Raw genomic sequence first — 21,861 nt, 5'->3', positions numbered from 1 at the left:
CAACTCTCCTGAGTGACGCCGCATGACTGCGGCGCCGTTCAACGATGGTGAAGGTGAGGGGCGATGAATCAGATCTGGCGTTGCGCGCCATCCCAGTAGCGGGCACGCAGGTCTTTCTTCAGCACCTTGCCCACCGGGCTGCGTGGCAGGCTGTCGATGAAGTCCACCGATTTGGGTGCCATGACGCCACCCAGCCGGGCTTTGCACAGGTCGATGAGTTCTTGTGAGGTGACGGTATGACCGGGGTTGAGTTCAACCACCGCCTTGACCGCTTCGCCCCATTTCTCGTCGGGCACGCCGATCACGGCGCAGTCCTGCACAGCCGGATGGCTCCACAGCACTTGCTCGACTTCGCTCGGGTAGACGTTGAAGCCACCGGTGATGATCATGTCCTTCTTGCGATCGGTCAGGTGCAGGTAGCCTTCGCTGTCGATATGGCCAATGTCGCCGGTGTGCAGCCAACCGCCGACGATGGTCTGCGCGGTCACTTCCGGCTGTTTGTAATAGCCTTTCATGATCAGGTCGCCCTGTACGCAGATTTCACCGGTTTCGCCCCGGGCGAGAATCTGCCCGGCGTCGTTCATCACCTCGACACGGATCAGCGGATTGGGGCGGCCGACAGATGAAAGACGGCTGTCACTTGCCAGTTCACCGTTAACCAGATGCTCGTCCGGACGCAGGTTGGCGATGCTCGCCGGGGCCTCGGTCTGACCGTAGCCGCCAGCCATGATCGGACCGAAGACTTCGATAGCCTTTTTCAGTTTCTCGACCGACATCGGCGCAGCGCCGTACAGCAGGTACTTGACCGAAGAGAAGTCGAGGTTTTCGATCCCTGGGATTTCCAGCAGCTTGTAAATCACCGTCGGCGGCAGGAAGAACTCGCTGACTTTGTGTTGTGTGATGGACGCCAGCATCAGCGCCGGATCAGGCTTTGGCAGGACGACGACCGTGCCGCCTTGCGCCGTGCAGGGCACCGCCAGCAGGCCGGCGGTGTGGGTCATCGGCGCAGCCGCCATGTTCACTGGCTTGAGCCCGTCGCGATAACTACAGGCCAGCATGAAATGAGCAATGAACGTTTGCGCGCTGCGATGCGTATTCATCACCCCTTTCGGCTTGCCGGTGGTGCCGCCGGTGGGCGAGAGCATGACCACGTCGTCCATGTCATAGGCGACTTCCGGGCGCGTCGACGGCTGGCCTGCGGTCCAGGTGTCCAGCGACGGCGTAACGCCGTCGGTGGCATCGATGCAAATCCAGTGCTTGATCTTCGGCAACAATGGACGGATGTCGGCCATCACGGCGGCAAAGTCGTGCTGGTAGAACATCACGTCGCAATCGAACGAATCGAGGATGTCGGCGTTTTCCTGCACCGCGTTGCGCGCGTTGACCGGAATCCAGGTCATGTTCGCGCGCCACAGCCCCAAGGTGCAGGCCCAGGCTGTCACGTCATTGCCGGCCCAGATCGCGCCTTTGGTTTCCTTCGGCAGGTCCAGTGCCAGCAGCGCGTTGGCGATGCGGCAGGACAGTTCTCCGATTTCATTAAACGTGAAAGAACGCTCGCCCTGGATGTAGGCGATGGCGGCCGGATCAATGCGCCAGCCGCGGTCGTAAAAATCGATAATTGCCATGTCAGTTCCTGTGCCCGATCAGAGCTGGGTAACGGTGGCGCGAGCCAAGCCACGTTCTTCGAGGAAGCCCAGCAGGTAGCGATGGCCGAAGGCTTTGGAGCCGGAGACGAAACCGACCTTGTTGGTGTCGCCATCGATCAGCTTGATCGCCGCTGCAGTCTGCAAGGCGCCGGTGGCGATGTAAGCGGTGGTGCCATGCACGGTGGCGCGCACGGATGAGAGCTGGCCACGGCCGATAGCGGTATCGACCATGCGCACGATGGTGGTGCGCTCGCGTGGCGGCATCGTCGGTGTGGTCGACTGGACCATTTGCTGGATCACCGCGTCTTGCTGCTCAGGTGGCAGGAACTTGTACTCCGACTCCCACTTCTGGCCGATGGAATGCACCATCTGCATCACGTTGTTGTCGTAGAAGCCGACGCAGGACACGCAAGAGCGCACCCGTGGATCGTTCTCGAAATACACCGGCAGCGACGTGCCTCCCCATGGTAAGGCGAACACCGGGGTCAGGAAGTCAGGCGAGGCGATGTTGAAGGACGTGCCCACCGGGTGCGCCACGAGCTTCTTCTCCCAGAGATAGCATTGCTCGGAGCGCAGCAGCTCGAAAATCGAAGCGGTCGAGCCAACGGTGACACCGGCGGCGCCGCCACGCGGGCCACGGCACAGAGTCGAGGTTTCCAGCGCATCGATGCCCGGGTGTTCCAGGGCCAGTTCGGCGGCGATTTCAGCGTAGGTGTACATGTAGGACAGCGACGGTGAGACCACCAGGCCGGCCTGGGCATACAGGTCGCCGAACTGCTCACGCACCTTGCGCATGTACTCTTGTTCGCCGGTTGTATCGAGGTGATGGCAACCCGCTTTGAGTGCTGCTTCAACGGTGGTCAGGCCGAATTTGACGAAAGGGCCGACGGTGTTGCACACGACTTTGGCACCTTTGAACGCATGCGTCAGCGCTTCGACGGTGTGTTCCGCTTCGATGATCTCGTAGGTGGCCGACTCAAGGCGAACCACCCGTTGCGCCATCATTTCCTGAGTGCGGCGGGCATCGCGGGCCACGGCAGTGAACGGGATGTTCTGGTCAATCAGCCAGTCCATTGTCAGCATGCCGGTGTAGCCGCTGGCGCCATAAACAACTACAGGGTATTTAGCCATTTCATCAGATCTCTTGTTTTTGGAGTGGTGCGGAGCAGGTTTGCAGCGGTCAGTTCTGTGACCAGCCTTCGGCGTACAGCTGCTGGCAGAGCAGGCCGACGCGCATGGTGATGATGTAGTTCTCGCCGTCCTCGATCAGCGCCGAACGGGCGTCGCGGAACAGCTTTTCAATCGGGTACTCACGGGAAGTGCCCGCGCCGCCGAACAGCTGCAGGGCTTCGCTGGCGACTTTCATGCACTCTTCGGTGACGGTCACTTTTGCGGAGGCAGTGGCGTAAGGATGGGTGTGCGGGGTAAGGCGGGCGTAGGCCAGCGAGCGACGCGCGACTCCACGTGACAACTCGACACGACGCATCATGTCGCCCAGGCGATAGCGGGTCAGTTGATGGTCAATCAGCAACTGGCCGCCTTGTTTGCGCTCATGGCAATACTGCAGCGCCAATTCGAAGGCCGAACGAGCGACACCGGTAAACACCTGCGACATGTGCGTGCCGGCGTAGGACCACGCCGACGATTGATTGCCGTAATACTCGTCTTTCAGCGCTACAGCGAAACGTATTGGCACTGTGACGTTGTCGAAGTAAATCTCGCCCTGCGGCAGCGAGCGTTGGCCGATCTTATCCAGCGGTTTGCCACGGGAAACGCCGGGCAGGTCGAGGGGGATAATCACCGCAAGTCCATGGGGTCGACCGTCGGCATCGAAGTAACCATCGCCATAATCGGCAGCGACGTAAGCCAGACCCACTTGAGCGACTGCACCGTTGGACACCCAGGCCGAGCATTGGCCGTTAAGGACGATGTTGTCCTTGTCGACCTTGGCGCCGAGGCTGCCCTTGTTGCCTGGCTGGTCCTTGGGCCATTCGCGCTTCATGTCGTAGACCATGATGTCGCTGCCCTTGTCCGGATGGGTGATCATCCAGCAGCCGATCTTGCCGGTGCACAGCTCCACCAGTTCCTGATTGCCGACGGCCATGGCCATTTGCAGGGGGAAGCCCGCCGCACCCAAAGAAACGCCCAGGCCCGCATCACCCCAACCCATCTCTTCGCCAATCAGCGACTCGAGTCGAACAGCGACGTCGGGTTCGAATTGGGAGAAGAAATCAGGGTCCAGCCCCAGCTTCGCGGCTTCCTGGTAAACCGTCCAGAACGGTGAACCGGCTGCGCAGACATCCTCGGCGCTCATTTTGTCGAGTTCCTGGCCGATGGGACGCAGGACGTTTTTGGCGAATTGGTGCACGGAGTGCTGGACGGCGCGTTCCACTTCGTTGAGCGGCGTTTCGAAGCCGGTCAATCCAACATCCGGTAACTGTAAGGTGTCGTGCAACTTGATCATTGTTTTTCCTCGCCCACAGTTGAAGTCGTTGTGTGCATGTACGTGCTGGGGAGGGAAAATGACGTGGTTTGATTGTTTAAACCCCCCCATTGGGGAGGGGGGAGGAGGGAACACGAGGAAATTTACATCCGGGTTTGTGACTCAATACCGGAACTACGCGCGTCGGCGTCTGTGGCGGATTTGTAGCAACGAGGGGGCTCGCGCCAAATCGGGTGGGGGTTTCTGAGGGCCGCTTTTGTTACATTAAGAAGGCTGTCGTTGGTAAATCGCGGATCATCCCGTGAGAGATGATCCGCGTGCTTTTTCCTAGTCTTTGTTGCCGACCTTGTTCTGAACTGCTTCCTTGCCCGCGACATTCAACTGCGTTGGTTCGAGCTTGACGGTAAGTTTGTGCAGTGAACCGGTGAATGCAAACGGTACCTGGTAATCCTTGTCATCGACGGGGGTGCCGGTGTCGGAACCGACATCGAAACTTTCATCCACACCGAAGACGAATGGAACGCTGTGGGGGATTGTTTGACTAGCCAGTTGCTTTCCATCCACCGACAGCACACCGGTGCCGCCTTTACCGAATCCCGGCCCGGCATATTTGAAATCAAAGCTGATGCTGTGCTTTCCGGGAGTGAGCGCCTCGGTCCCTTCCCAACGGAATCGCGCAACGCCTTCAAGGTTGTAGCTGAAAATCGGCTTACCTTTCAGGAGGTAGAGGGCGTAACCCCCAAAGCGGCCGCCGTCGGTCACCAGTACACCGTCGCCGCCATTTTCCGGAACAGTGATGTCAGCCGTAATGACGTAGGACTTGTTCAACACGTTGGGCTCGTTGCCTGGAAGAATGCCCGTCACTGGCGAAAGGTAATCGAACTCGGTGCGTCCGGCCACGATGCTCGGCCTCTGTGCAACGACGCGAGTAAATGCGGAAGCGTCGAGCGGCAGCACCTGATATTTGTTCGCTTCCACCCAGAACAGATCCTGTAGTTCCTTGAGTTTCGCAGGGTTGGCGGCGGCGATATCGTCATTCTGCGTCCAGTCCTTGGTGATGTCGTACAGCTCCCATTTGACGCCATTGACGATGTCCTTGGGTGGCTGAGAAGTAATGTCCCAAGGTGCGCGGTAGGGCGTCGTCGATGCCATCCAGCCCTCGTGATAAAGCGCGCGCATTCCAAACATCTCGAAATACTGCGTGGTGCGTGTAGAAGGCTTTTCGGCATTCTGCTTGTCGAAGAGGTAAGCCATGCTCGTGCCTTCGATGGGTTTTTGCGCAATGCCATCTACCTGGAGCGGCGCATCAATGCCGGTGGCTTCAAGGATCGTCGGCTCGATGTCAATGACGTGGTGGAACTGGTTACGGATGCCGCCGGCATCCTTGATCCGGTTCGGCCAGGAGATGGCCATGCCCTGGCGGGTGCCGCCAAAATGCGATGCAATTTGCTTGGTCCACTTGAAGGGGGTGTCCATGGCCCAGGTCCAGCCCACGGCCATGTGCGGATAAGTCTGGTCCGACCCCCAAGCATCCAGATACTTCATCTGATCGGCGACCGGAACGTCGATTCCGTTGAAAGTGGTCATTTCGTTTGGTGTGCCGTTAGGGGTGCCTTCTGCGCTACTGCCGTTGTCACCACTGATGTAGATAACCAGCGTGTTGTCGAGCTTGCCCATGTCATCAATCGCCTGGATCACCCGACCGATTTCATGATCGGTATACGCCAGATAAGCCGCATAGACTTCCATCTGGTGGGCGTACAGTTTTTTCTCGTCCGCCGAAAGTTCGTCCCATTTCTTCAGTGAATCCGGCCACGGCGTGAGCTTGGCTTCCGGCGGGATGACGCCGAGGCGCTTCTGATTGGCGAAGATCTGGTCGCGCGCGGCGTTCCAGCCCATGTCGAACTTGCCCTTGAACTTGTCGATCCATTCGGGCGTCGGGTGATGCGGCGCGTGGGTACCGCCGGGCGCGTAGTAAAGAAAGAACGGCTTCTTCGGATCGAGCGCATTCAATTCATTGACATAGCCAACGGCGTCATCCGCCATCGCGGTGATCAGGTTCCACCCCGGTTTGCCGACGTAAGGATGGATTGGTGTGGTGTTGCGCATCAGATTGCCCGGTTGCCACTGGCTGGTTTCGCCGCCCATGAACCCGAAGAAATAATCAAAGCCCATACCAATGGGCCATTGATCAAACGGACCGGCCTGACTGATCTGGAATGACGGCGTGTTGTGGTTTTTGCCAAACCACGACGTTGCATAGCCGTTGTCTTTGAGGATTTTGCCAATGGTCACCTTGTCCTTGGTGATGACACTGTTGTAACCGGGATACCCTGTCGAAATTTCCGTGATGACGCCGAAACCGACGGAGTGGTGATTGCGTCCGGTAATCAAGGCTGCACGTGTGGGCGAGCACAGTGCCGTCGAATTGAATTGCGTGAAGCGCAATCCGGCTGCCGCGACGCGATCCATGCTCGGCGTCGGGATGAGACCGCCGAACGTACTGGGGGCACCGAAGCCGACGTCGTCAGTGATGATCAACAACACATTCGGCGCGTCTTTGGGAGGTACGATGGTTGGCGACCAGTAGGGCGTGGAGTTCACGGCGTCGAGGTTGATGACGCCGCCAAACGCCGGGGGAGGGTTGGGTAGGTATCTGCCGTCGACGGTCGTGGTCGCACTGGGTGAACCGGGCGTGCCGTTGACTTCCTGTGACGCTGCATTGGCGGAGAGCGTAAGCATCGCAACGACCAGCCCTGCACCAAGCCTGTTGTGCAGCCGTAATGATTGAGTCCAGTTCGCAGTGGCCATGGCCAGCTCCTGTAACCCCCCGAAACCCCAAGCTCGGAGTGTAGAACCGTTTTGTTCTCTCGCCAGTCCATCTCAACGTTAACCCGAGTGGCCGTTGACTTTGGAGGAGTGGTGTCTATACCTGATGTTGATACCAAACAGGTTCAGCAAGGGCCGCAGACTGAAATGAGGAGGAGCGCACATGCTTACCAGGAAACGGCGTTTTGGTATCGCCATCGTCTGCGCCGGGATCGTGTCAGCTTGCTTGGCGTTTGTTGTTTATCAGCATATTCGCGGCCCTGTGCCATTGACGCTGGGTGATGGAAAAAATGGCCCCCTGGAAATGGTCTGGCTTCCTGCCGGTGAATTTTTGATGGGGAGCGATCACAAGCAGGCTCGTCCAAACGAGGGGCCGGCGCACAAGGTTCGGCTCGATGGCTATTGGATCGACCGCTATGACGTCACCAATGCCGATTTCGCCCGTTTCATTTCTGAAACGCATTACGTCACGACCGCCGAACGCAAACCCCGATGGGAAGATCTGAAGGTACAACTACCGCCGGGTACTCCTGAGCCGGATGACAGCGTCATGGTGCCTGGCGCAATGGTTTTTGTGGGTACAGACAGGCCGATCCCGCTCAATGATTTCAGCCAGTGGTGGGCATTTGTCCCGGGGGCTGACTGGCGTCACCCGCTGGGGCCTGACAGTACAATCGAGGGCAAGGAAAACCATCCGGTTGTTCAGGTTTCACGTGAAGATGTGCAGGCGTACGCCGCATGGGCGCACAAGCGCCTACTCACCGAGGCTGAATGGGAATACGCCGCAAGAGGCGGTCTTGAACAGGCCAATTATGCGTGGGGGAATGACTTCTCGCCCGGTGGAAAAAAGATGGCGAATACCTGGGATGAGATACAGCCGTTTCCCGTGACCGGAGCCAGCAACAAATTCAAAATTGGCACCAAGCCGGTAGGCAGTTACCAACCTAACGCCTATGGACTCTACGATATGTCCGGGAATGTTTGGCAATGGGTCGCCGATTGGTATCGTGCCGACGCGTTTAGAGTTGGGCTCAAACGTCAACCGGCGGGTGAAGCAGCGGTAAACCCGACGGGGCCTTCCGACAGCTATGACCCCGAACTTGGGGTGACGGCCAATGCACCGCAGCGTGTAGTCCGAGGCGGATCTTTTCTTTGTAGCGACAGCTACTGCACGAGTTTTCGAACCAGTGCCAGGCAAGGCGCAGATCCTATGAACTCCATGTCGCATCTCGGCTTTCGCTTGGCGATGAGTAATGATCAATGGGAAAAGAGCCATTGAATACAACATGCACGCGGGTGATGCGTGAAAACACGAATGACTGCTCAGCTGAATGCTGTCTATCGTGAAAGGGTGCAGTCGACCCATAGTTGCCGTTCAGACATCTCCTTTATGCCTTGGGAAATTGGCGCAATTCACCTCCTATTCCAATACCGTAACGCTTCTGATCACAGGTATGAAGGTTTTTACAAGCCTGAGTAAATCGCTAATACCCTCGATCCAGTCCCCTTAAATATCTTGGCCCCCTCGTCAACGGGGGGGCGTCGATCATCAAAACGTTCACTCTGATCATGTTTTCTGATGTTAAGCAGAGAAAACCTCGAAACCAGCGCGGGTAAATAGCGCCAACTTCCAATATTTCTTGAGGAGACATGATGAATCATCGCCCTAACATGCTGCGCGGCGCGCTTGCTGCCACCGTGCTGCTACTGGCCAATCTGGCCGCTGCGCAAACGCCTCCCCAGGAGCATGATGCCAGCGAAGCCGCACGCATCCAGAACATCGCCGAAGAAGCCTATATCTACGGCCTGCCTATCGTGATGAATTACGGTGTGATGTATTCCTATGCCGTAGACAAAGCCTCGCCGCAATACAAGGCGCCATTCAATCAAATACACAACATCCCCCGCGTGTTCACACCCGAGGACAAGGCCGTGGTCACGGCCAACAGCGATACGCCTTATTCCTTCGCTCCGTTGGACCTGCGCGCAGAACCGATGGTACTGAGCGTGCCGCCGGTGGAAAAGGGCCGTTACTACTCAGTGATGTTGTGTGACGGCAATACCTACAACTATGGGCTGATCGGCAGTATCGCCACCGCTGGCGAGCCGGGCGACTATCTGGTGGTCGGCCCTGATTGGCAAGGCGAGACGCCCAAGGGCATCAAGAAAATGTTTCGCTCGACGACGCAGTTCTCGCTCGCCGGCTACCGCACGCAACTGTTTTCGCCGCAAGACATCGAGAACGTCAAAGCCATTCAAGCGGGCTACAAAGTGCAGCCCCTGTCTACCTGGTTGAAGCAACCGGCACCCCCGACCGCTCAGCCGCTGGATTTTCCTCCCGCAGACAAGGATTCCATCAAGAAGAACTTCTTCACCTACCTGGACTTTGCCTTGCGCTTTGCGCCGGCCGCGCCTGAAGAAAAAGCCATCCGAGAAAAACTGGCGAGCATCGGTATCGGAAATGGCGAGATGGATCGTTTCAAGAATATTGCCGCCGTCTATGGCAAGGAACTCGCCGCCGGGGCAGCCGCTGGCGACCAGCGTATCACCCAGAGCATTGCCCGCCACGGCCAGCCCATCAACGGTTGGATCCTCATGAACGAGGGCGGCGGCGATCGCCAGCGCTATAACGGCGATTGGCAGGCCCGCGCTGTTGTGGCGAAAGCAGGTATCTACGCCCTGGATGCCTCCGAAGCACGCTACGCACTCACCCGCACCCTGCCCACCGGTGAGACGCTGGACGGCAGCAAACATAAGTACACCCTGACGTTTGCCGCCGGTGAACTGCCTCCGGCGAATGCCTTCTGGTCTGTGACTATGTATGACGGCGCCACGCAACTGCTGGTTGCTAACCCGATCCAGCGCTATCTGATCAACTCGCCGATGCTGCCAGATATGCAGAAGAATGCCGACGGCTCGGTGACACTCCACATCCAGAAGGACTCACCGGGCAAAGACAAGGAAAGCAACTGGTTGCCTGCGCCCGACGGCCCAATCTACCTGGCGCTACGCATCTACGGCCCCCAGGACAAGATGAACAAGTGGCAAGTGCCACCGCTGGCCCTTGCCGACTGACCCATCCGCAGAAGTCGGCGCTGGTGAACAGCGCCGATCGCATTCGAGCCTGACAGAGAGCTGTGGCCCCTTCACTGAACCTTTTCGATTTCGCTCGGCCGCCACGCTTTCGTGAAGAACGATTCAAGTGGGCTGTAGAGGCGCAGGATCGTAAACCAGCCCTTGTCAGGCGTGGTCTGAATCCAGTTACCCGCTTTGGCGTCGGCTGGCTTGGAAGGACCGAAATAGATTGTTGTGGACCCGTCCGCATTCTCCACGGCGGCCGGTGAAGGGTAGGTCTGGCTGCCGACGCGCGGGTAGCGCTGCGGCGTCTGGAGCATGGAACGCGTCTGGTTGTCGTAGACGGTGAACGACCAGAATTTGGCCGCTGGAATCTTCGGTGGCAGGGTCATCTTGTAGGTCTTGCCGCCATCAAAGGGATTCTTTTGCGCATCCGAGAAGCCCATGAGGTACTGCGAGCCCACGTTGGGCAATCGCATGATCATGCCTGGCGAATCCATGGTGTAGCCGTAATAAAATGCCGTGCGCGAATCGAGTGTGCGCGCGCCCGTCGGCGGCAATGGTTTGAAATAGCCTTCCTTGGTGATCATGGGCGGCGGTGTTTGAAAGTCGAAACCACCTTGCCACAGCATGTTGGCCCACATCGAGTTCGGGTAGTAGGCCCAGCCGGGGTACTCGGCAGCACGAAAGTTCAGTGATCGTCCCGCCGCATTGCCCACGGCCGCCGCGTCGGTGAGGATCTTCTTCATCCGCTCGTCCGGAGCAAAGGGCTTGCCCTTGACGATGCCAATGGCCGCCAGTTGGCCCAGGAGTTCCGGGTTGAACGAGGTGGAGGGTTCCAGCTGCACCAGCTTATCGAGCGTCTCGTAATAGGCGAAGTCATTAGGGGGGATGGTGTTGAAGGACTTGCCGCTGCCCTCGATGAACTTCGTCGGCGGTATTGGCGGGTTGGGTTCTAGCCTGATTTGGCCTGCCAGTGCCGTGGCAATACTGGTGCCGTAGCCGCCTGGTGTGTAGGGATAAATCTTCAGCTTGTCTTTGATCAGGTCGACAGCGGGCTTGGGATCGTTGTTCTCCATAAATGCACGAACGGCGTACAGCACATGGTTGGTTTTCGATCGGCCTACGAAGAAGCCGCTGTCTGGAAGCGGACCGTCGTAGTCCGGCGGCACGATCAGGTATTTGCCGCCTTCACCCCGATCAGGGCCAGGGGCGCCAAGGTCGATAATCCAGCCGAACCACATGTCATTGAGCGTGCCGAGCGACTTCGGTGGCACTTCAACCACCAAGGGTCCCTTAGTCAGGTCGAGGACCGAGAGCGTATAGATGGTGTCGGCGTTGGCGGTGAGAAACAGAGATTGGGAGTCCATCAACTCGGAGAAGATGATTACCGTGTTGTCGTCTGCCCCAATGCTGTGGAAGCCCTCGCGAATTGCATAGGCCGATGCGCCCGAAAAACTGTTCATGAACGCGTCTATGCCGCGAGTGAAAGCCAAGGTGTCGTAGACGTCCTGTGTGGTTTTTACGCTGGGCGCGCCGTCCTTGAACTCCAATGTGCCGATACGGGTCTCGATGCGATCGGGTGTGGTGATTCCCGGGGGAATTTCGGTATCCGCCTGCACCAGGCTTATGACAGGTATCGCCAGCACGGCGAAGGTTGCCAGAACGGTTATTGGTTTGAGAATTTGCGTCATAGAGTTCTCCCTGATGGATGCCAAATGCATGGACTACCCAAACTTAGGAACTAATGGCGCAGTGACATTTTCAGAGCGCGGTCAATCACACGCCTTGCGCTCGCGTCACCACTGAGGGTACTGGCATTGATTCGCTCGGATGACTTTTTACAAATGTTGCGCACCATTGTCGGAGCAGCACAGTCTGCTTGATCAATTCTTCCAGCAGACCAAGCATAGGTGCACATGTGCCATTGCTCCAGCCACCCGCTGCTTTTGGCCGCTCTCTGCCGGTCATGGGGGGATTCAAATGATGCAGCGTTTATCAGGACGCTATCGTCGGAACGCCGCCCGGACCAAGCAAGCTCCCACAGGTACTGCGTCGTATGCCAATCAAATGTGGGAGCGAGCCTGCTCGCGATGAACGATAACGCGGTCACTGAAGACAGGAATACGCCCGTTCAGCGAAGGGCGGTAGTTCCATGCCAAGCGGTTCAGCGCAGGTTTACGCGCCAGAATCTCTTTCAGCGTGGCGCTGGCAATACTCAACGCCACTATCTGCCCCGGACATTCATGTCGCCCCCCGCCAAAGGTAAAGCTGCGTCGCTGCGGACGGTCCAGCATAAAAGTGTCGGGACTGTCGTTAAGCTGCGGATCGCGATTAGCCGAAGCCAGTAACACCAGAATCACATCGTCGGGATTGAGACTTACACCGTCGATTTCACACGAGGCCACGACAAACCGGCGGGTGTTCTGCACCGACGGATCGAAGCGCTGGGTTTCGGCAATCAAATCCTCAACGCATGCCGCATCTCGCAATAACGTGGGGTTGCGAATCAACGCCACTACCCCATTGCCAATCAACCCGGCAGTGGCGTCATAGGTCTGGGAGAACAAGCCAATCAAATTGGCAATCAGCGTTTCCGGGTCGCCGGCGAAGCGCTTGCGAATCCCGGCGAGCAGCGGGCTTTTATTGTCCGGATCATCCAGCAGTTCAACGAAATAACCTCTCAATTGCTCCGCCGCAGCCTGTGCAGCATCCAGTTGAGCCTGATCGCTTAGCGGCGACAGGCACGCCACGAAATCCGCCGTCAGTTCACTGATCGCCCGACCCTGAGCCGGCGAGAACCCCAGCAATGCGGCTACAACGCAAACCGGCCCCCGAAACATAGCCTTGTACAGCCCATCGGCATCCGGCGTGATCAACCGTGCACCCACCAGCGCATTGACCTCGTCCACACCTATCAACACTAACTCCGGTTGAATCGCCGACCTCGGGCAGCGCTGCCGTTCGCCCTCATTCATCCGCATCAATTGCCCAAATACGTTGCCGGCCATACCGCCGGCAATCGCCTTGGGTACCGGCTCGCTGGGTGGCCGAACGTGACAGTCAGGATGCGCCAGCACCGCAGCCACAGCCCTGGCGCTGCTGGCCACCCACACTTTCAGCCCTTGATGAAAAACCAGCCCGCCCTCGGCGCGCAGTTGCGCGTAGTAGGGATAAGGATCGGCGTGAGTCGCAGCGATGATTGGGTCCATGGGTCGCAGCCTTGTTCGTGGTTGGGAAAGTGTTGCTACTATCTCCAGTCCGAAAGACCCTTGATTCGTCCGGGAGCGAAATATGAACGTAGAACAACACGACATCGGCGTCTCTCACGTAGCGGCGGCCATCGCGGAACCGGCCCGGACGAAAATCCTCTGCTCGTTGATGGACGGCCACGCCCGCACCAGCACCGAGCTGGCGGCGATTGCCGAGGTCAGCGCCTCTACCGCCAGTGCACACCTGGCCAAGCTCAAGGAATTGGCGCTGGTGCGGCTGCACGTACAGGGTCGCCATCGTTATTACAGCCTCGCGGACAAACGCGTGGCCCAGGCCCTGGAAGCGCTGATGGTGATCGGCCAGAATGCTGCGCCGACCTTTAACTCGCGCACTCCCGATCGCCTGCAATTTGCCCGTACGTGTTATGACCATATGGCTGGCACGTTGGCGGTGTTGTTGCATGACCGGATGCTGGAAGAAGGATGGTTGCTGGAAACCGATGAGCAGGCTTATCGGCTGAGCGACAGTGGCGAGGCGTTGCTGGAAGGATTGGGCATCGAGGTCAAAGACTTGAACACGCTACGCCGGCGATTCGCCTGCCCCTGTCTGGACTGGAGCATGCGCCGCCCGCATCTGGGTGGTTCGTTGGGCGCGGCGTTGTTGCAAACGGCGAACAAGCGCAAATGGGTGACGCAGGATCTGGACAGCCGGGCGCTGGCGTTGACGGCGGTAGGGCGCAAGGAGATGGTGGTTCGATTTGGGCTGGAGTTGCCATCGGCTATTGAAGGCAAGATCAAAAGATCGCAGGCTGCGCCAGCTCCTACAGAGTCCGGGTACACCCGATGAATAGCGGTCGAGCAGGGGCAATCGGGTACACCCGTTGAAAGCGGTTGTGTACGGTCAATCGGGTGCACCCGTTGAATTGCGGTCGAGTACGGTCAATTGGGAACACCCGTTGAATTGCGGTCGCGTACGGTCAACCGGGTACACCCGTTGAATAGCGGTCGAGCACGGTCAACCGGGTACACCCGTTGAATAGCGGTCGAGCACGGTCAATCGGGTACATCGGTTGAATAGCGGTCGAGCACGGTCAACGTAGGAGCTGGCGGAGCCTGCGATCTTTTGATCTTCGCTTCGCGGACGAAAAAAAGCCCGGCCCATCAAAATGATGGCCGGGCTTTTTTGCTCAAACGGACAGCAACGTCAGATCAAACCTTGACGATCCAACCCGCTGGCGCTTCGATGTCGCCGGTTTGCACGCCAGTCAGCTCTTTGTAGAGCTTCTGGGTGACCGGGCCGACTTCGGTTTCGCTGTGGAACACGTGCAGGTGGTCGTTGTAGCTGATGCCGCCGATCGGGGTAATCACCGCAGCCGTACCGCAAGCACCGGCTTCCTTGAAGTCGGACAGCTTGTCGATGAATACGTCACCTTCAACCACTTCCAGGCCCAGACGCGATTTTGCCAGCTCGATCAACGACAGACGGGTGATGCCCGGCAGTACCGACGGCGAGTTCGGAGTGACGAACTTGTTGTCGTGAGTGATCCCGAAGAAGTTGGCCGAACCGACTTCTTCGATTTTGGTGTGGGTCATCGGGTCCAGGTAGATGCAGTCGGCAAAATGCGCCTTCTTGGCCTGGGAACCTGGCATCAGGCTGGCCGCGTAGTTGCCGCCGACCTTGGCCGCGCCGGTGCCTTGAGGGGCTGCGCGGTCGTAGCTGGAGATCAGGAAGTTGTGCGGGGTCAGGCCACCCTTGAAGTAAGCGCCGACCGGAATGCAGAAGATCGAGAAGATGAACTCGGGCGCGGTACGCACGCCGATGTTGTCACCCACGCCGATCACAAACGGACGCAGGTACAGCGCGCCGCCGGTGCCATAAGGCGGGATGAAACGCTCGTTGGCGCGGACCACTTCCTTGCAGGCTTCGATGAACTGTTCGGTTTCCACGAACGGCATCAGCAGGCGTGCACAGCTGCGCTGCATGCGCAGGGCGTTCTGATCCGGGCGGAACAGGTTGATCGAGCCGTCCTTGCAACGATAGGCCTTCATGCCTTCGAAGCATTGCTGGCCATAGTGAAGGGCAGTCGAGCCTTCGCTGATGTGCAGCACGTTGTCTTCGGTCAGGGTGCCTTTGTCCCAGGAGCCGTTACGCCAGTACGACAAGAAACGCTTGTCTGTCTTGATGTAGTCAAAACCCAGCTTGTCCCAATTGATGCTTTCGTTACCCATGACACCCTCTATCACTTAACAACCGCCGAAACGGTTCAAGGCTTCTGACGTTTTTCTGGATGGGGACAACAATACTTCATTCCGGACCTAAATCGCAGCCCAGACGATCGGGTGATTGGCAGATAAATGATGTCGCCTTGAGAATTCGCGAGCAGGCTCGCTCCCACACTTGATCTGCGTCGTGCACAAATTCACTGTGGGAGCGGGCTTGCCCGCGAAGGGGCCATCAAATCCGCCATCAATTTCCCTGTATTACAGGTGTAACGCATGCCCCAAGGCACGCAACGCCGCTTCCTGGACCGCTTCACCCAGTGTCGGGTGCGCGTGGATGGTGCCGGCGATGTCTTCCAGTCGAGCGCCCATTTCCAGGCTCTGACCGAACGCCGTCGACAACTCCGAAACGCCCACACCGACCGCCTGCCAGCCAACAATCAGATGATTGTCCCGACGAGCGACGACCCGTACGAAGCCACTTTTCGACTCCAGGGTCATCGCCCGGCCATTGGCCGCGAACGGGAAGCTGGAAACGATACAGTCCAGACCGGCAGCCTTGACCTCGTCCGGGGTCTTGCCGACCACCACCAGTTCCGGGTCGGTAAAGCACACGGCAGCAATAGCGGTCGGGTTGAACTCGCGGGCTTTACCGCTGATCAGTTCGGCCACCATCTCGCCCTGGGCCATGGCCCGGTGCGCAAGCATCGGTTCGCCGCTCAGGTCGCCGATGGCGTAGACGTTGCGCATGCTGGTCTGGCAGCGGTTGTCGATTTTGATCGCTGAACCGTTCATGTCCAGGTTTAACGCTTCGAGGTTAAAACCCTGTGTATTCGGTTTGCGACCGACAGCCACCAGCACCTGGTCGGTTTCCAGGTTCAAGGTGGCGCCGCTTGGGTCAATAACTTGCAGAGTATTTTCAGCGGAATCAAAGCCTTGAACGCTATGCTTCAAGTAAAGCTTTACACCGAGTTTTTTCAATTCGTCATGAACGGGCTGGGTCAACTCGGCATCGTAGGCCGGCAGGATACGATCCTGAGCCTCGACCACGCTGACGTCGGCGCCGAGCTTGCGGTAGGCAATCCCCAGTTCCAGACCGATGTAACCGCCACCGACCACGATCAGCCGTTTTGGCACGGACGTCGGCGCCAGGGCTTCGGTGGAGGAGATGATCGGTCCGCCAATCGGCAGCATCGGCAGGTTCACGCTTTTCGAGCCGGTGGCCAGCACCAGGTGCTCGCACTGGATCCGCAGGTCGCCGACTTCGACGGTTTTGCCGTCGATGACCTTGGCCCAGCCTTCAACCACCTGGACTTTGTTCTTTTTCAGCAGCGCCGCAACGCCTGTGGTCAGGCGATCAACGATGCCGTCCTTCCACTCGACGCTTTTGTTGATGTCCAGGGTCGGCGCGGAAACGCTGATACCCAGGGCTGAGTGTTGGCTGTGGTGTTGCGTCTGGTGAAACTGTTCAGCGACGTGGATCAGCGCCTTGGACGGGATGCAGCCGATGTTCAGGCACGTTCCGCCCAGTGATTGGCCTTCCACCAGAATGGTTGGAATGCCCAACTGGCCGGCACGGATCGCCGTCACATAACCGCCAGGGCCGCCGCCAATGATCAGCAGCGTGGTGTTCAAAGTCTGTTGCATGACTTACTCCACAAACAGGGTGGCGGGTTGTTCGAGCAAGCCGCGAACGGCCTGGATGAATTGCGCCGCGTCCATGCCATCGACCACACGGTGATCGAAGGAGCTGGAGAGGTTCATCATCTTGCGAATCACGATCTGGCCTTTGACGACCATCGGGCGTTCAACGATTTTGTTGACGCCGACAATCGCCACTTCCGGCAGGTTCAGCACGGGCGTGCTGACGATGCCGCCCAAGGCACCGAGGCTGGTCAGGGTGATGCTTGAGCCAGACAATTCATCGCGACTGGCCTTGCCATTGCGTGCGGCCGTGGCCAAACGGGAGATTTCGCTCGCGCTGTCCCACAGGCTGCGGGCTTCAGCGTGACGCACCACCGGCACCATCAAACCGATGTCAGCTTGCGTGGCAATACCCACGTGCACCGCGCCGAGGCGGGTGATGACCTGGGCTTCGTCGTCGTAACGGGCGTTGATCTGCGGGAAGTCGCGCAGGGCGACGACCAGGGCGCGGACCAGGAACGGCAGCAAGGTCAGCTTGCCGCGCGTTGCGCCGTGTTTTTCGTTCAGGTGAGCGCGCAGTTCTTCGACCGCAGTGACGTCGATTTCCTCGACATAACTGAAGTGGGCGGCGCGTTGGGTGGCGTCCTGCATGCGCTGGGCAATCTTGCGGCGCATGCCGATGACCGGGATTTGCTCTTCATCGTTACGCTGGGCGTAAGCGGCGGCAGCGCTGGATTGTGGCTGCTGACCTTGCGCCAGATAGACGTCGAGGTCTTCGTGCAACACTCGGCCGGCAGGGCCGGTGCCGCGCACCAGACGCAACTGGATACCGAGGTCCAGCGCATGTTTGCGCACCGCCGGGGAGGCCAGCGGACGTTCATCGGCTTCGCGAGCGACCATCGGGCCTTGGCAAACGGCAGCACGTGGCGCTGCAGCAGCGACTGGTTTGCTTTCCACAACGGCTGCAGCTTTCGGCGCTGCAACCGGCGCTTCTTTAACGACAGCCGGCTGGGCCGACTCTTTAACGTTGCCCGCGCCTTCGACTTCAATGCTGATCAGGATGCTACCGACCGCCATGACTTCGCCTGGCACACCGCCCAGCGCAATCACCTTGCCATGCACGGGAGAAGGGATGTCGACCATCGCCTTGTCAGTCATGACATCGGCCAGCACCTGATCTTCGACGACCATATCGCCGACCTTGACGTGCCACACCGACAATTCAACTTCTGCAATGCCTTCACCAATGTCCGGCATTTTAATAACGTGCGTGCCCATTCAGACCTCCATAACCCGATGCAAAGCCGCGCCCACACGGGACGGACCAGGGAAATACGCCCACTCTTGTGCGTGCGGGTAAGGGGTGTCCCAACCGGTGACGCGCTCGATAGGCGCTTCCAGGTAGTGGAAGCAGTGTTCTTGCACCAGGGCGACCAATTCGGCGCCGAAACCGCAGGTGCGGGTCGCTTCGTGGACGACCACACAGCGGCCAGTCTTCTTCACCGACTTGACGATGGTTTCCAGATCCAGCGGCCACAGGCTGCGCAAGTCGATCACTTCCGCGTCGATGCCGGTTTCTTCGGCGGCCACTTGCGACACATACACCGTGGTGCCGTAGGTCAGGATGGTGACGTCCTTGCCCGGACGCGTAATGGCGGCGACATCCAGCGGTACGGTGTAGTAACCGTCCGGCACTTGCGCGGCCGGGTGTTTCGACCACGGGGTTACCGGGCGATCGTGGTGACCGTCGAACGGGCCGTTGTACAGGCGTTTTGGCTCAAGGAAGATCACCGGGTCATCGTTTTCGATGGAGGCGATCAGCAAGCCTTTGGCGTCGTAGGGGTTGGACGGCATGACGGTACGCAGGCCGCAGACCTGGGTAAACATCGCCTCGATACTTTGGCTGTGAGTCTGGCCACCGTAGATGCCACCGCCGCACGGCATGCGCAAGGTCATCGGCGCGGTGAACTCGCCGGCCGAGCGATAGCGCAGGCGTGCCGCTTCGGAAATGATCTGGTCCGACGCCGGGTAGACATAGTCGGCGAACTGGATTTCAGCCACCGGACGCAACCCGTAAGCGCCCATGCCGACGGCGACGCCGACGATGCCGCTTTCGGAGATCGGCGCGTCGAACACCCGGGAGGTGCCGTATTTGGTTTGCAGGCCTTCGGTGCAACGGAACACGCCGCCGAAGTAGCCGACGTCCTGGCCGAAGACCACCACGTTGTCGTCACGTTCGAGCATCACGTCCATGGCCGAGCGCAGGGCCTGGATCATGGTCATGGTGGTTGTGGTCATGGCGGTGTCCAACTGGATATTGTTGTTGTGGTCGTTCATGTCAGATCCCCAACTCTTGACGCTGGCGCTTCAAGTGCTCCGGCATCTCTTTATAGACGTCTTCGAACATGGTCGCGGCGCTTGGAATCTGGCCACCGGCGAGGGTGCCGTACTGTTCGGCCTCTTTCTGCGCGGCAATCACTTCGGCTTCCAGTTCGGCGCTGACGGCGACGTGTTCCTCTTCGGACCAGTGGCCGATCTTCACCAGGTGCTGCTTCAGGCGCGCAATCGGGTCGCCCAACGGGAAGTAGCTCCAGTCGTCGGCAGGACGGTATTTGGACGGATCATCGGAGGTGGAGTGCGGGCCGGCGCGGTAGGTGACCCATTCGAGCATGGTCGGGCCGAGGTTGCGGCGCGCGCGTTCGGCGGCCCAGGCAGAGGCGGCGTAGACCGCGACGAAATCGTTGCCGTCGACCCGAAGGGAGGCAATCCCGCAGCCAACGCCACGACCGGCGAACGTGGTGGCTTCACCGCCGGCAATCGCCTGGAATGTGGAGATCGCCCACTGGTTGTTGACCACGTTGAGGATTACCGGCGCCCGGTAAACGTGGGCGAAGGTGAGGGCGGTGTGGAAGTCGGATTCTGCGGTGGCGCCGTCGCCGATCCAGGCTGAGGCGATTTTGGTGTCGCCCTTGATCGCCGAGGCCATGCCCCAGCCCACACCTTGTACGAATTGGGTGGCCAGGTTGCCGGAAATGGTGAAGAAGCCGGATTCTTTGACCGAGTACATGATCGGCAACTGACGGCCTTTGAGCGGATCGCGCTCGTTGGACAGCAGTTGGCAGATCAGGTCCACCAGCGGTACTTCCCGCGCCATCAGAATGCTTTGCTGGCGGTAGGTGGGGAAGCACATGTCGTCGATGTTCAAGGCCAGGGCCTGGGCGCTGCCGATGGCTTCTTCGCCAAGGCTCTGCATGTAGAACGACATTTTTTTCTGACGCTGGGCGACCACCATGCGGTTGTCGAAAATCCGCGTCTTGAGCATGGCGCGCATGCCTTTGCGCAGGATCTCCACCGGAACGCCTTCACCCCAAGGACCGAGGGCGTTGCCCTGGTCGTCGAGCACGCGAATCAGGCCCTTCGCCAGATCAGCAGTGTCGGCAGGTTCAACGTCGATGGCGGGTTTGCGCACCGTACCGGCATCGGTCAGACGCAAGTAGGAGAAGTCGGTTTTGCAGCCAGGGCGGCCCGATGGTTCGGGAACGTGCAGGTGCAGCGGTTCGTACGCTTGGTTCATGGCTTCTACGCTCGATCTTGTGAATTTCTTGTAGTGAGCTGACAGAGTTCCTTCGATAAAAGGAATCTTGTCCTACAACAATCATAGGCCCGGCCAAGAAGAATATTTATCTCTGTTTCGTTGCACTGGAGATCATTTGAGGATAAAAAATCTGCACAAACATAAAAAACAGGTGTTTTTGTCTCATGCGCAAACTGGACCGTACCGATATCGGCATTTTGAACAGCCTTCAGGAGAATGCCCGCATCACCAACGCCGACCTCGCACGCTCGGTCAACCTGTCACCGACGCCGTGCTTCAATCGGGTCAAGGCGATGGAAGAATTGGGCCTGATACGGGAGCAAGTGACCCTGCTGGATGCCGACCTGCTTGGGCTGCATGTCAACGTGTTCATCCACGTCAGCCTGGAAAAGCAGGTGGAAGAGGCGCTGGCGCATTTCGAAGAGGCGATCTCGGATCGCCCGGAAGTGATGGAGTGCTACCTGATGGCCGGTGACCCGGACTATTTGATCCGGGTGCTGGTGCCAACCATCCAGTCGCTGGAGCGATTCATGATGGACTTTTTGACCAAGGTACCGGGCGTGGCGAACATCCGTTCGAGCTTTGCGCTCAAGCAGGTGCGCTATAAGACGGCGCTGCCGTTACCAGCCAATGGCCTGACCCTGGCGTAATGGCAAGATCAAAAGATCGCAGCCTGCGGCAGCTCCTACATGGAAATGTGATTTACATCGGACCTGTAGGCGCTGGCGAAGCCTGCGATCTTTTGATTTTCAGGTACGTCACCCCATTGTCTTCGGCCAACGGCCTGACCCTGGCGGGCTACACCCAATCTCCGTAGCAGCTGTCGAGCACCGCGAGGCAGCGTTCGGCGGCGCAGCCGTCGCAAACCCTGCAACCGGGTTCGTTCAGACAGGCCGCAGACGCAGCCTCGCGGTGCTCGTCAGCTGCTACAACGTCAGAGTTTGTTGATCGGGATTTTCAGGCACATCACCCCATTGTCTTCGGCCAACGGCCTGACCCTGGCAGGCTACACCCAATCTCCGTAGCAGCTGTCGAGCACCGCGAGGCAGCGTTCGGCGGCGCAGCCGTCGCAAACCCTGCAACCGAGTTCCCTCAGGCAGACTGCAGACGCAGCCTCGCGGTGCTCGTCAGCTGCTACAACGTCAGAGTTTGTTGATCGGGATTTTCAGGTACGTCACACCATTGTCTTCGGCCAAT

General features: G+C 58.8%; 15 protein-coding genes. 4 read left to right on the top strand and 11 right to left on the bottom strand.

Annotated elements, in window-relative coordinates; genetic code table 11:
- Positions 1-68 precede the first annotated feature (68 nt).
- The 4 genes from JFU37_RS18450 to JFU37_RS18435 all read right to left on the bottom strand — a co-directional run bounded on the left by JFU37_RS18450 (position 69) and on the right by JFU37_RS18435 (position 6,900).
- Positions 69-1,625 carry an AMP-binding protein gene (locus tag JFU37_RS18450; protein ID WP_201117114.1) on the bottom strand — a complete coding sequence of 519 codons (1,557 nt, stop codon included), beginning with the start codon at positions 1,623-1,625 and terminating at the stop codon, positions 69-71.
- Between the two features lie 18 nt (positions 1,626-1,643).
- Entirely contained in the window at positions 1,644-2,777 is a 1,134-nt protein-coding gene (locus JFU37_RS18445) for a saccharopine dehydrogenase family protein (protein ID WP_201117112.1), read from the bottom strand.
- Between the two features lie 49 nt (positions 2,778-2,826).
- Positions 2,827-4,110 (bottom strand): acyl-CoA dehydrogenase family protein, encoded by a 1,284-nt coding sequence (locus tag JFU37_RS18440; RefSeq protein ID WP_201117110.1) that lies wholly within the window; start codon positions 4,108-4,110, stop codon positions 2,827-2,829.
- Positions 4,111-4,416: 306 nt separating this feature from the next.
- Positions 4,417-6,900, bottom strand: coding sequence for an arylsulfatase (locus JFU37_RS18435; protein ID WP_201117108.1), 2,484 nt, complete (start codon positions 6,898-6,900; stop codon positions 4,417-4,419).
- Between the two features lie 181 nt (positions 6,901-7,081).
- Between JFU37_RS18435 and JFU37_RS18430 the strand changes: the two genes are divergently transcribed.
- A complete protein-coding gene (locus JFU37_RS18430) occupies positions 7,082-8,197 on the top strand; it encodes a formylglycine-generating enzyme family protein (RefSeq protein ID WP_201117106.1) in 1,116 nt (371 codons plus the stop codon).
- Positions 8,198-8,571: 374 nt separating this feature from the next.
- Positions 8,572-9,993: a DUF1254 domain-containing protein gene (locus JFU37_RS18425; RefSeq protein WP_242485772.1), complete on the top strand. Its 1,422-nt coding sequence runs from the start codon at positions 8,572-8,574 to the stop codon at positions 9,991-9,993.
- A 71-nt stretch (positions 9,994-10,064) separates the two neighbouring features.
- Here JFU37_RS18425 and JFU37_RS18420 read toward each other — a convergent pair whose 3' ends face one another.
- Together JFU37_RS18420 and JFU37_RS18415 are read right to left on the bottom strand one after the other, a co-directional pair.
- Positions 10,065-11,687 carry a DUF1254 domain-containing protein gene (locus tag JFU37_RS18420; protein WP_201117104.1) on the bottom strand — a complete coding sequence of 541 codons (1,623 nt, stop codon included), beginning with the start codon at positions 11,685-11,687 and terminating at the stop codon, positions 10,065-10,067.
- Positions 11,688-12,059: 372 nt separating this feature from the next.
- Positions 12,060-13,205, bottom strand: a complete 1,146-nt coding sequence (locus JFU37_RS18415; protein WP_201117102.1) for a cytochrome P450 — start codon at positions 13,203-13,205, stop codon at positions 12,060-12,062.
- A gap of 82 nt (positions 13,206-13,287) precedes the next feature.
- Here JFU37_RS18415 and JFU37_RS18410 point away from each other — a divergent pair, with 82 nt between their 5' ends.
- Complete coding sequence (locus JFU37_RS18410; protein WP_201117100.1) at positions 13,288-14,052, top strand: ArsR/SmtB family transcription factor; 765 nt, start codon at positions 13,288-13,290, stop codon at positions 14,050-14,052.
- A 362-nt stretch (positions 14,053-14,414) separates the two neighbouring features.
- Here the strand turns inward: JFU37_RS18410 and JFU37_RS18405 are convergent, their stop codons facing one another.
- The 5 genes from JFU37_RS18405 to JFU37_RS18385 all read right to left on the bottom strand — a co-directional run bounded on the left by JFU37_RS18405 (position 14,415) and on the right by JFU37_RS18385 (position 20,643).
- Positions 14,415-15,434 carry a branched-chain amino acid aminotransferase gene (locus JFU37_RS18405; RefSeq protein WP_201117097.1) on the bottom strand — a complete coding sequence of 340 codons (1,020 nt, stop codon included), beginning with the start codon at positions 15,432-15,434 and terminating at the stop codon, positions 14,415-14,417.
- A 252-nt stretch (positions 15,435-15,686) separates the two neighbouring features.
- Complete coding sequence (gene lpdA, locus JFU37_RS18400; protein ID WP_201117095.1) at positions 15,687-17,072, bottom strand: dihydrolipoyl dehydrogenase; 1,386 nt, start codon at positions 17,070-17,072, stop codon at positions 15,687-15,689.
- Between the two features lie 3 nt (positions 17,073-17,075).
- A complete protein-coding gene (locus JFU37_RS18395; RefSeq protein ID WP_201117093.1) occupies positions 17,076-18,347 on the bottom strand; it encodes a dihydrolipoamide acetyltransferase family protein in 1,272 nt (423 codons plus the stop codon).
- The gene (locus JFU37_RS18390; protein ID WP_201117091.1) at positions 18,348-19,406 is read right to left on the bottom strand and encodes an alpha-ketoacid dehydrogenase subunit beta; all 1,059 of its coding nucleotides are present in this window, start codon (positions 19,404-19,406) and stop codon (positions 18,348-18,350) included.
- Position 19,407: 1 nt separating this feature from the next.
- Positions 19,408-20,643 (bottom strand): 3-methyl-2-oxobutanoate dehydrogenase (2-methylpropanoyl-transferring) subunit alpha, encoded by a 1,236-nt coding sequence (locus tag JFU37_RS18385; protein WP_201117089.1) that lies wholly within the window; start codon positions 20,641-20,643, stop codon positions 19,408-19,410.
- Between the two features lie 185 nt (positions 20,644-20,828).
- On the opposite strand from JFU37_RS18385, the gene bkdR reads away from it, so the two are divergent.
- On the top strand, positions 20,829-21,314 hold the full coding sequence (gene bkdR, locus JFU37_RS18380; RefSeq protein WP_123408806.1) for a Bkd operon transcriptional regulator BkdR: 486 nt from the start codon (positions 20,829-20,831) through the stop codon (positions 21,312-21,314).
- The last annotated feature ends 547 nt before the right edge of the window (positions 21,315-21,861 follow it).

Source organism: Pseudomonas sp. TH41 (assembly GCF_016650695.1).
In the GTDB taxonomy this organism is placed as follows: domain Bacteria; phylum Pseudomonadota; class Gammaproteobacteria; order Pseudomonadales; family Pseudomonadaceae; genus Aquipseudomonas.
Note: the sequence above shows the minus strand (reverse complement) of the source record. Positions and strands in the feature narration are given on the sequence as shown.

What these genes read in the sequence shown, in the direction of transcription:
- JFU37_RS18450 (WP_201117114.1), bottom strand. Translation starts at nt 1,625, where the DNA reads ATGGCAATTATCGATTTTTACGACCGCGGCTGGCGCATTGATCCGGCC.
- JFU37_RS18445 (WP_201117112.1), bottom strand. Translation starts at nt 2,777, where the DNA reads ATGGCTAAATACCCTGTAGTTGTTTATGGCGCCAGCGGCTACACCGGC.
- JFU37_RS18440 (WP_201117110.1), bottom strand. Translation starts at nt 4,110, where the DNA reads ATGATCAAGTTGCACGACACCTTACAGTTACCGGATGTTGGATTGACC.
- JFU37_RS18435 (WP_201117108.1), bottom strand. Translation starts at nt 6,900, where the DNA reads ATGGCCACTGCGAACTGGACTCAATCATTACGGCTGCACAACAGGCTT.
- JFU37_RS18430 (WP_201117106.1), top strand. Translation starts at nt 7,082, where the DNA reads ATGCTTACCAGGAAACGGCGTTTTGGTATCGCCATCGTCTGCGCCGGG.
- JFU37_RS18425 (WP_242485772.1), top strand. Translation starts at nt 8,572, where the DNA reads ATGAATCATCGCCCTAACATGCTGCGCGGCGCGCTTGCTGCCACCGTG.
- JFU37_RS18420 (WP_201117104.1), bottom strand. Translation starts at nt 11,687, where the DNA reads ATGACGCAAATTCTCAAACCAATAACCGTTCTGGCAACCTTCGCCGTG.
- JFU37_RS18415 (WP_201117102.1), bottom strand. Translation starts at nt 13,205, where the DNA reads ATGGACCCAATCATCGCTGCGACTCACGCCGATCCTTATCCCTACTAC.
- JFU37_RS18410 (WP_201117100.1), top strand. Translation starts at nt 13,288, where the DNA reads ATGAACGTAGAACAACACGACATCGGCGTCTCTCACGTAGCGGCGGCC.
- JFU37_RS18405 (WP_201117097.1), bottom strand. Translation starts at nt 15,434, where the DNA reads ATGGGTAACGAAAGCATCAATTGGGACAAGCTGGGTTTTGACTACATC.
- lpdA (WP_201117095.1), bottom strand. Translation starts at nt 17,072, where the DNA reads ATGCAACAGACTTTGAACACCACGCTGCTGATCATTGGCGGCGGCCCT.
- JFU37_RS18395 (WP_201117093.1), bottom strand. Translation starts at nt 18,347, where the DNA reads ATGGGCACGCACGTTATTAAAATGCCGGACATTGGTGAAGGCATTGCA.
- JFU37_RS18390 (WP_201117091.1), bottom strand. Translation starts at nt 19,406, where the DNA reads ATGAACGACCACAACAACAATATCCAGTTGGACACCGCCATGACCACA.
- JFU37_RS18385 (WP_201117089.1), bottom strand. Translation starts at nt 20,643, where the DNA reads ATGAACCAAGCGTACGAACCGCTGCACCTGCACGTTCCCGAACCATCG.
- bkdR (WP_123408806.1), top strand. Translation starts at nt 20,829, where the DNA reads ATGCGCAAACTGGACCGTACCGATATCGGCATTTTGAACAGCCTTCAG.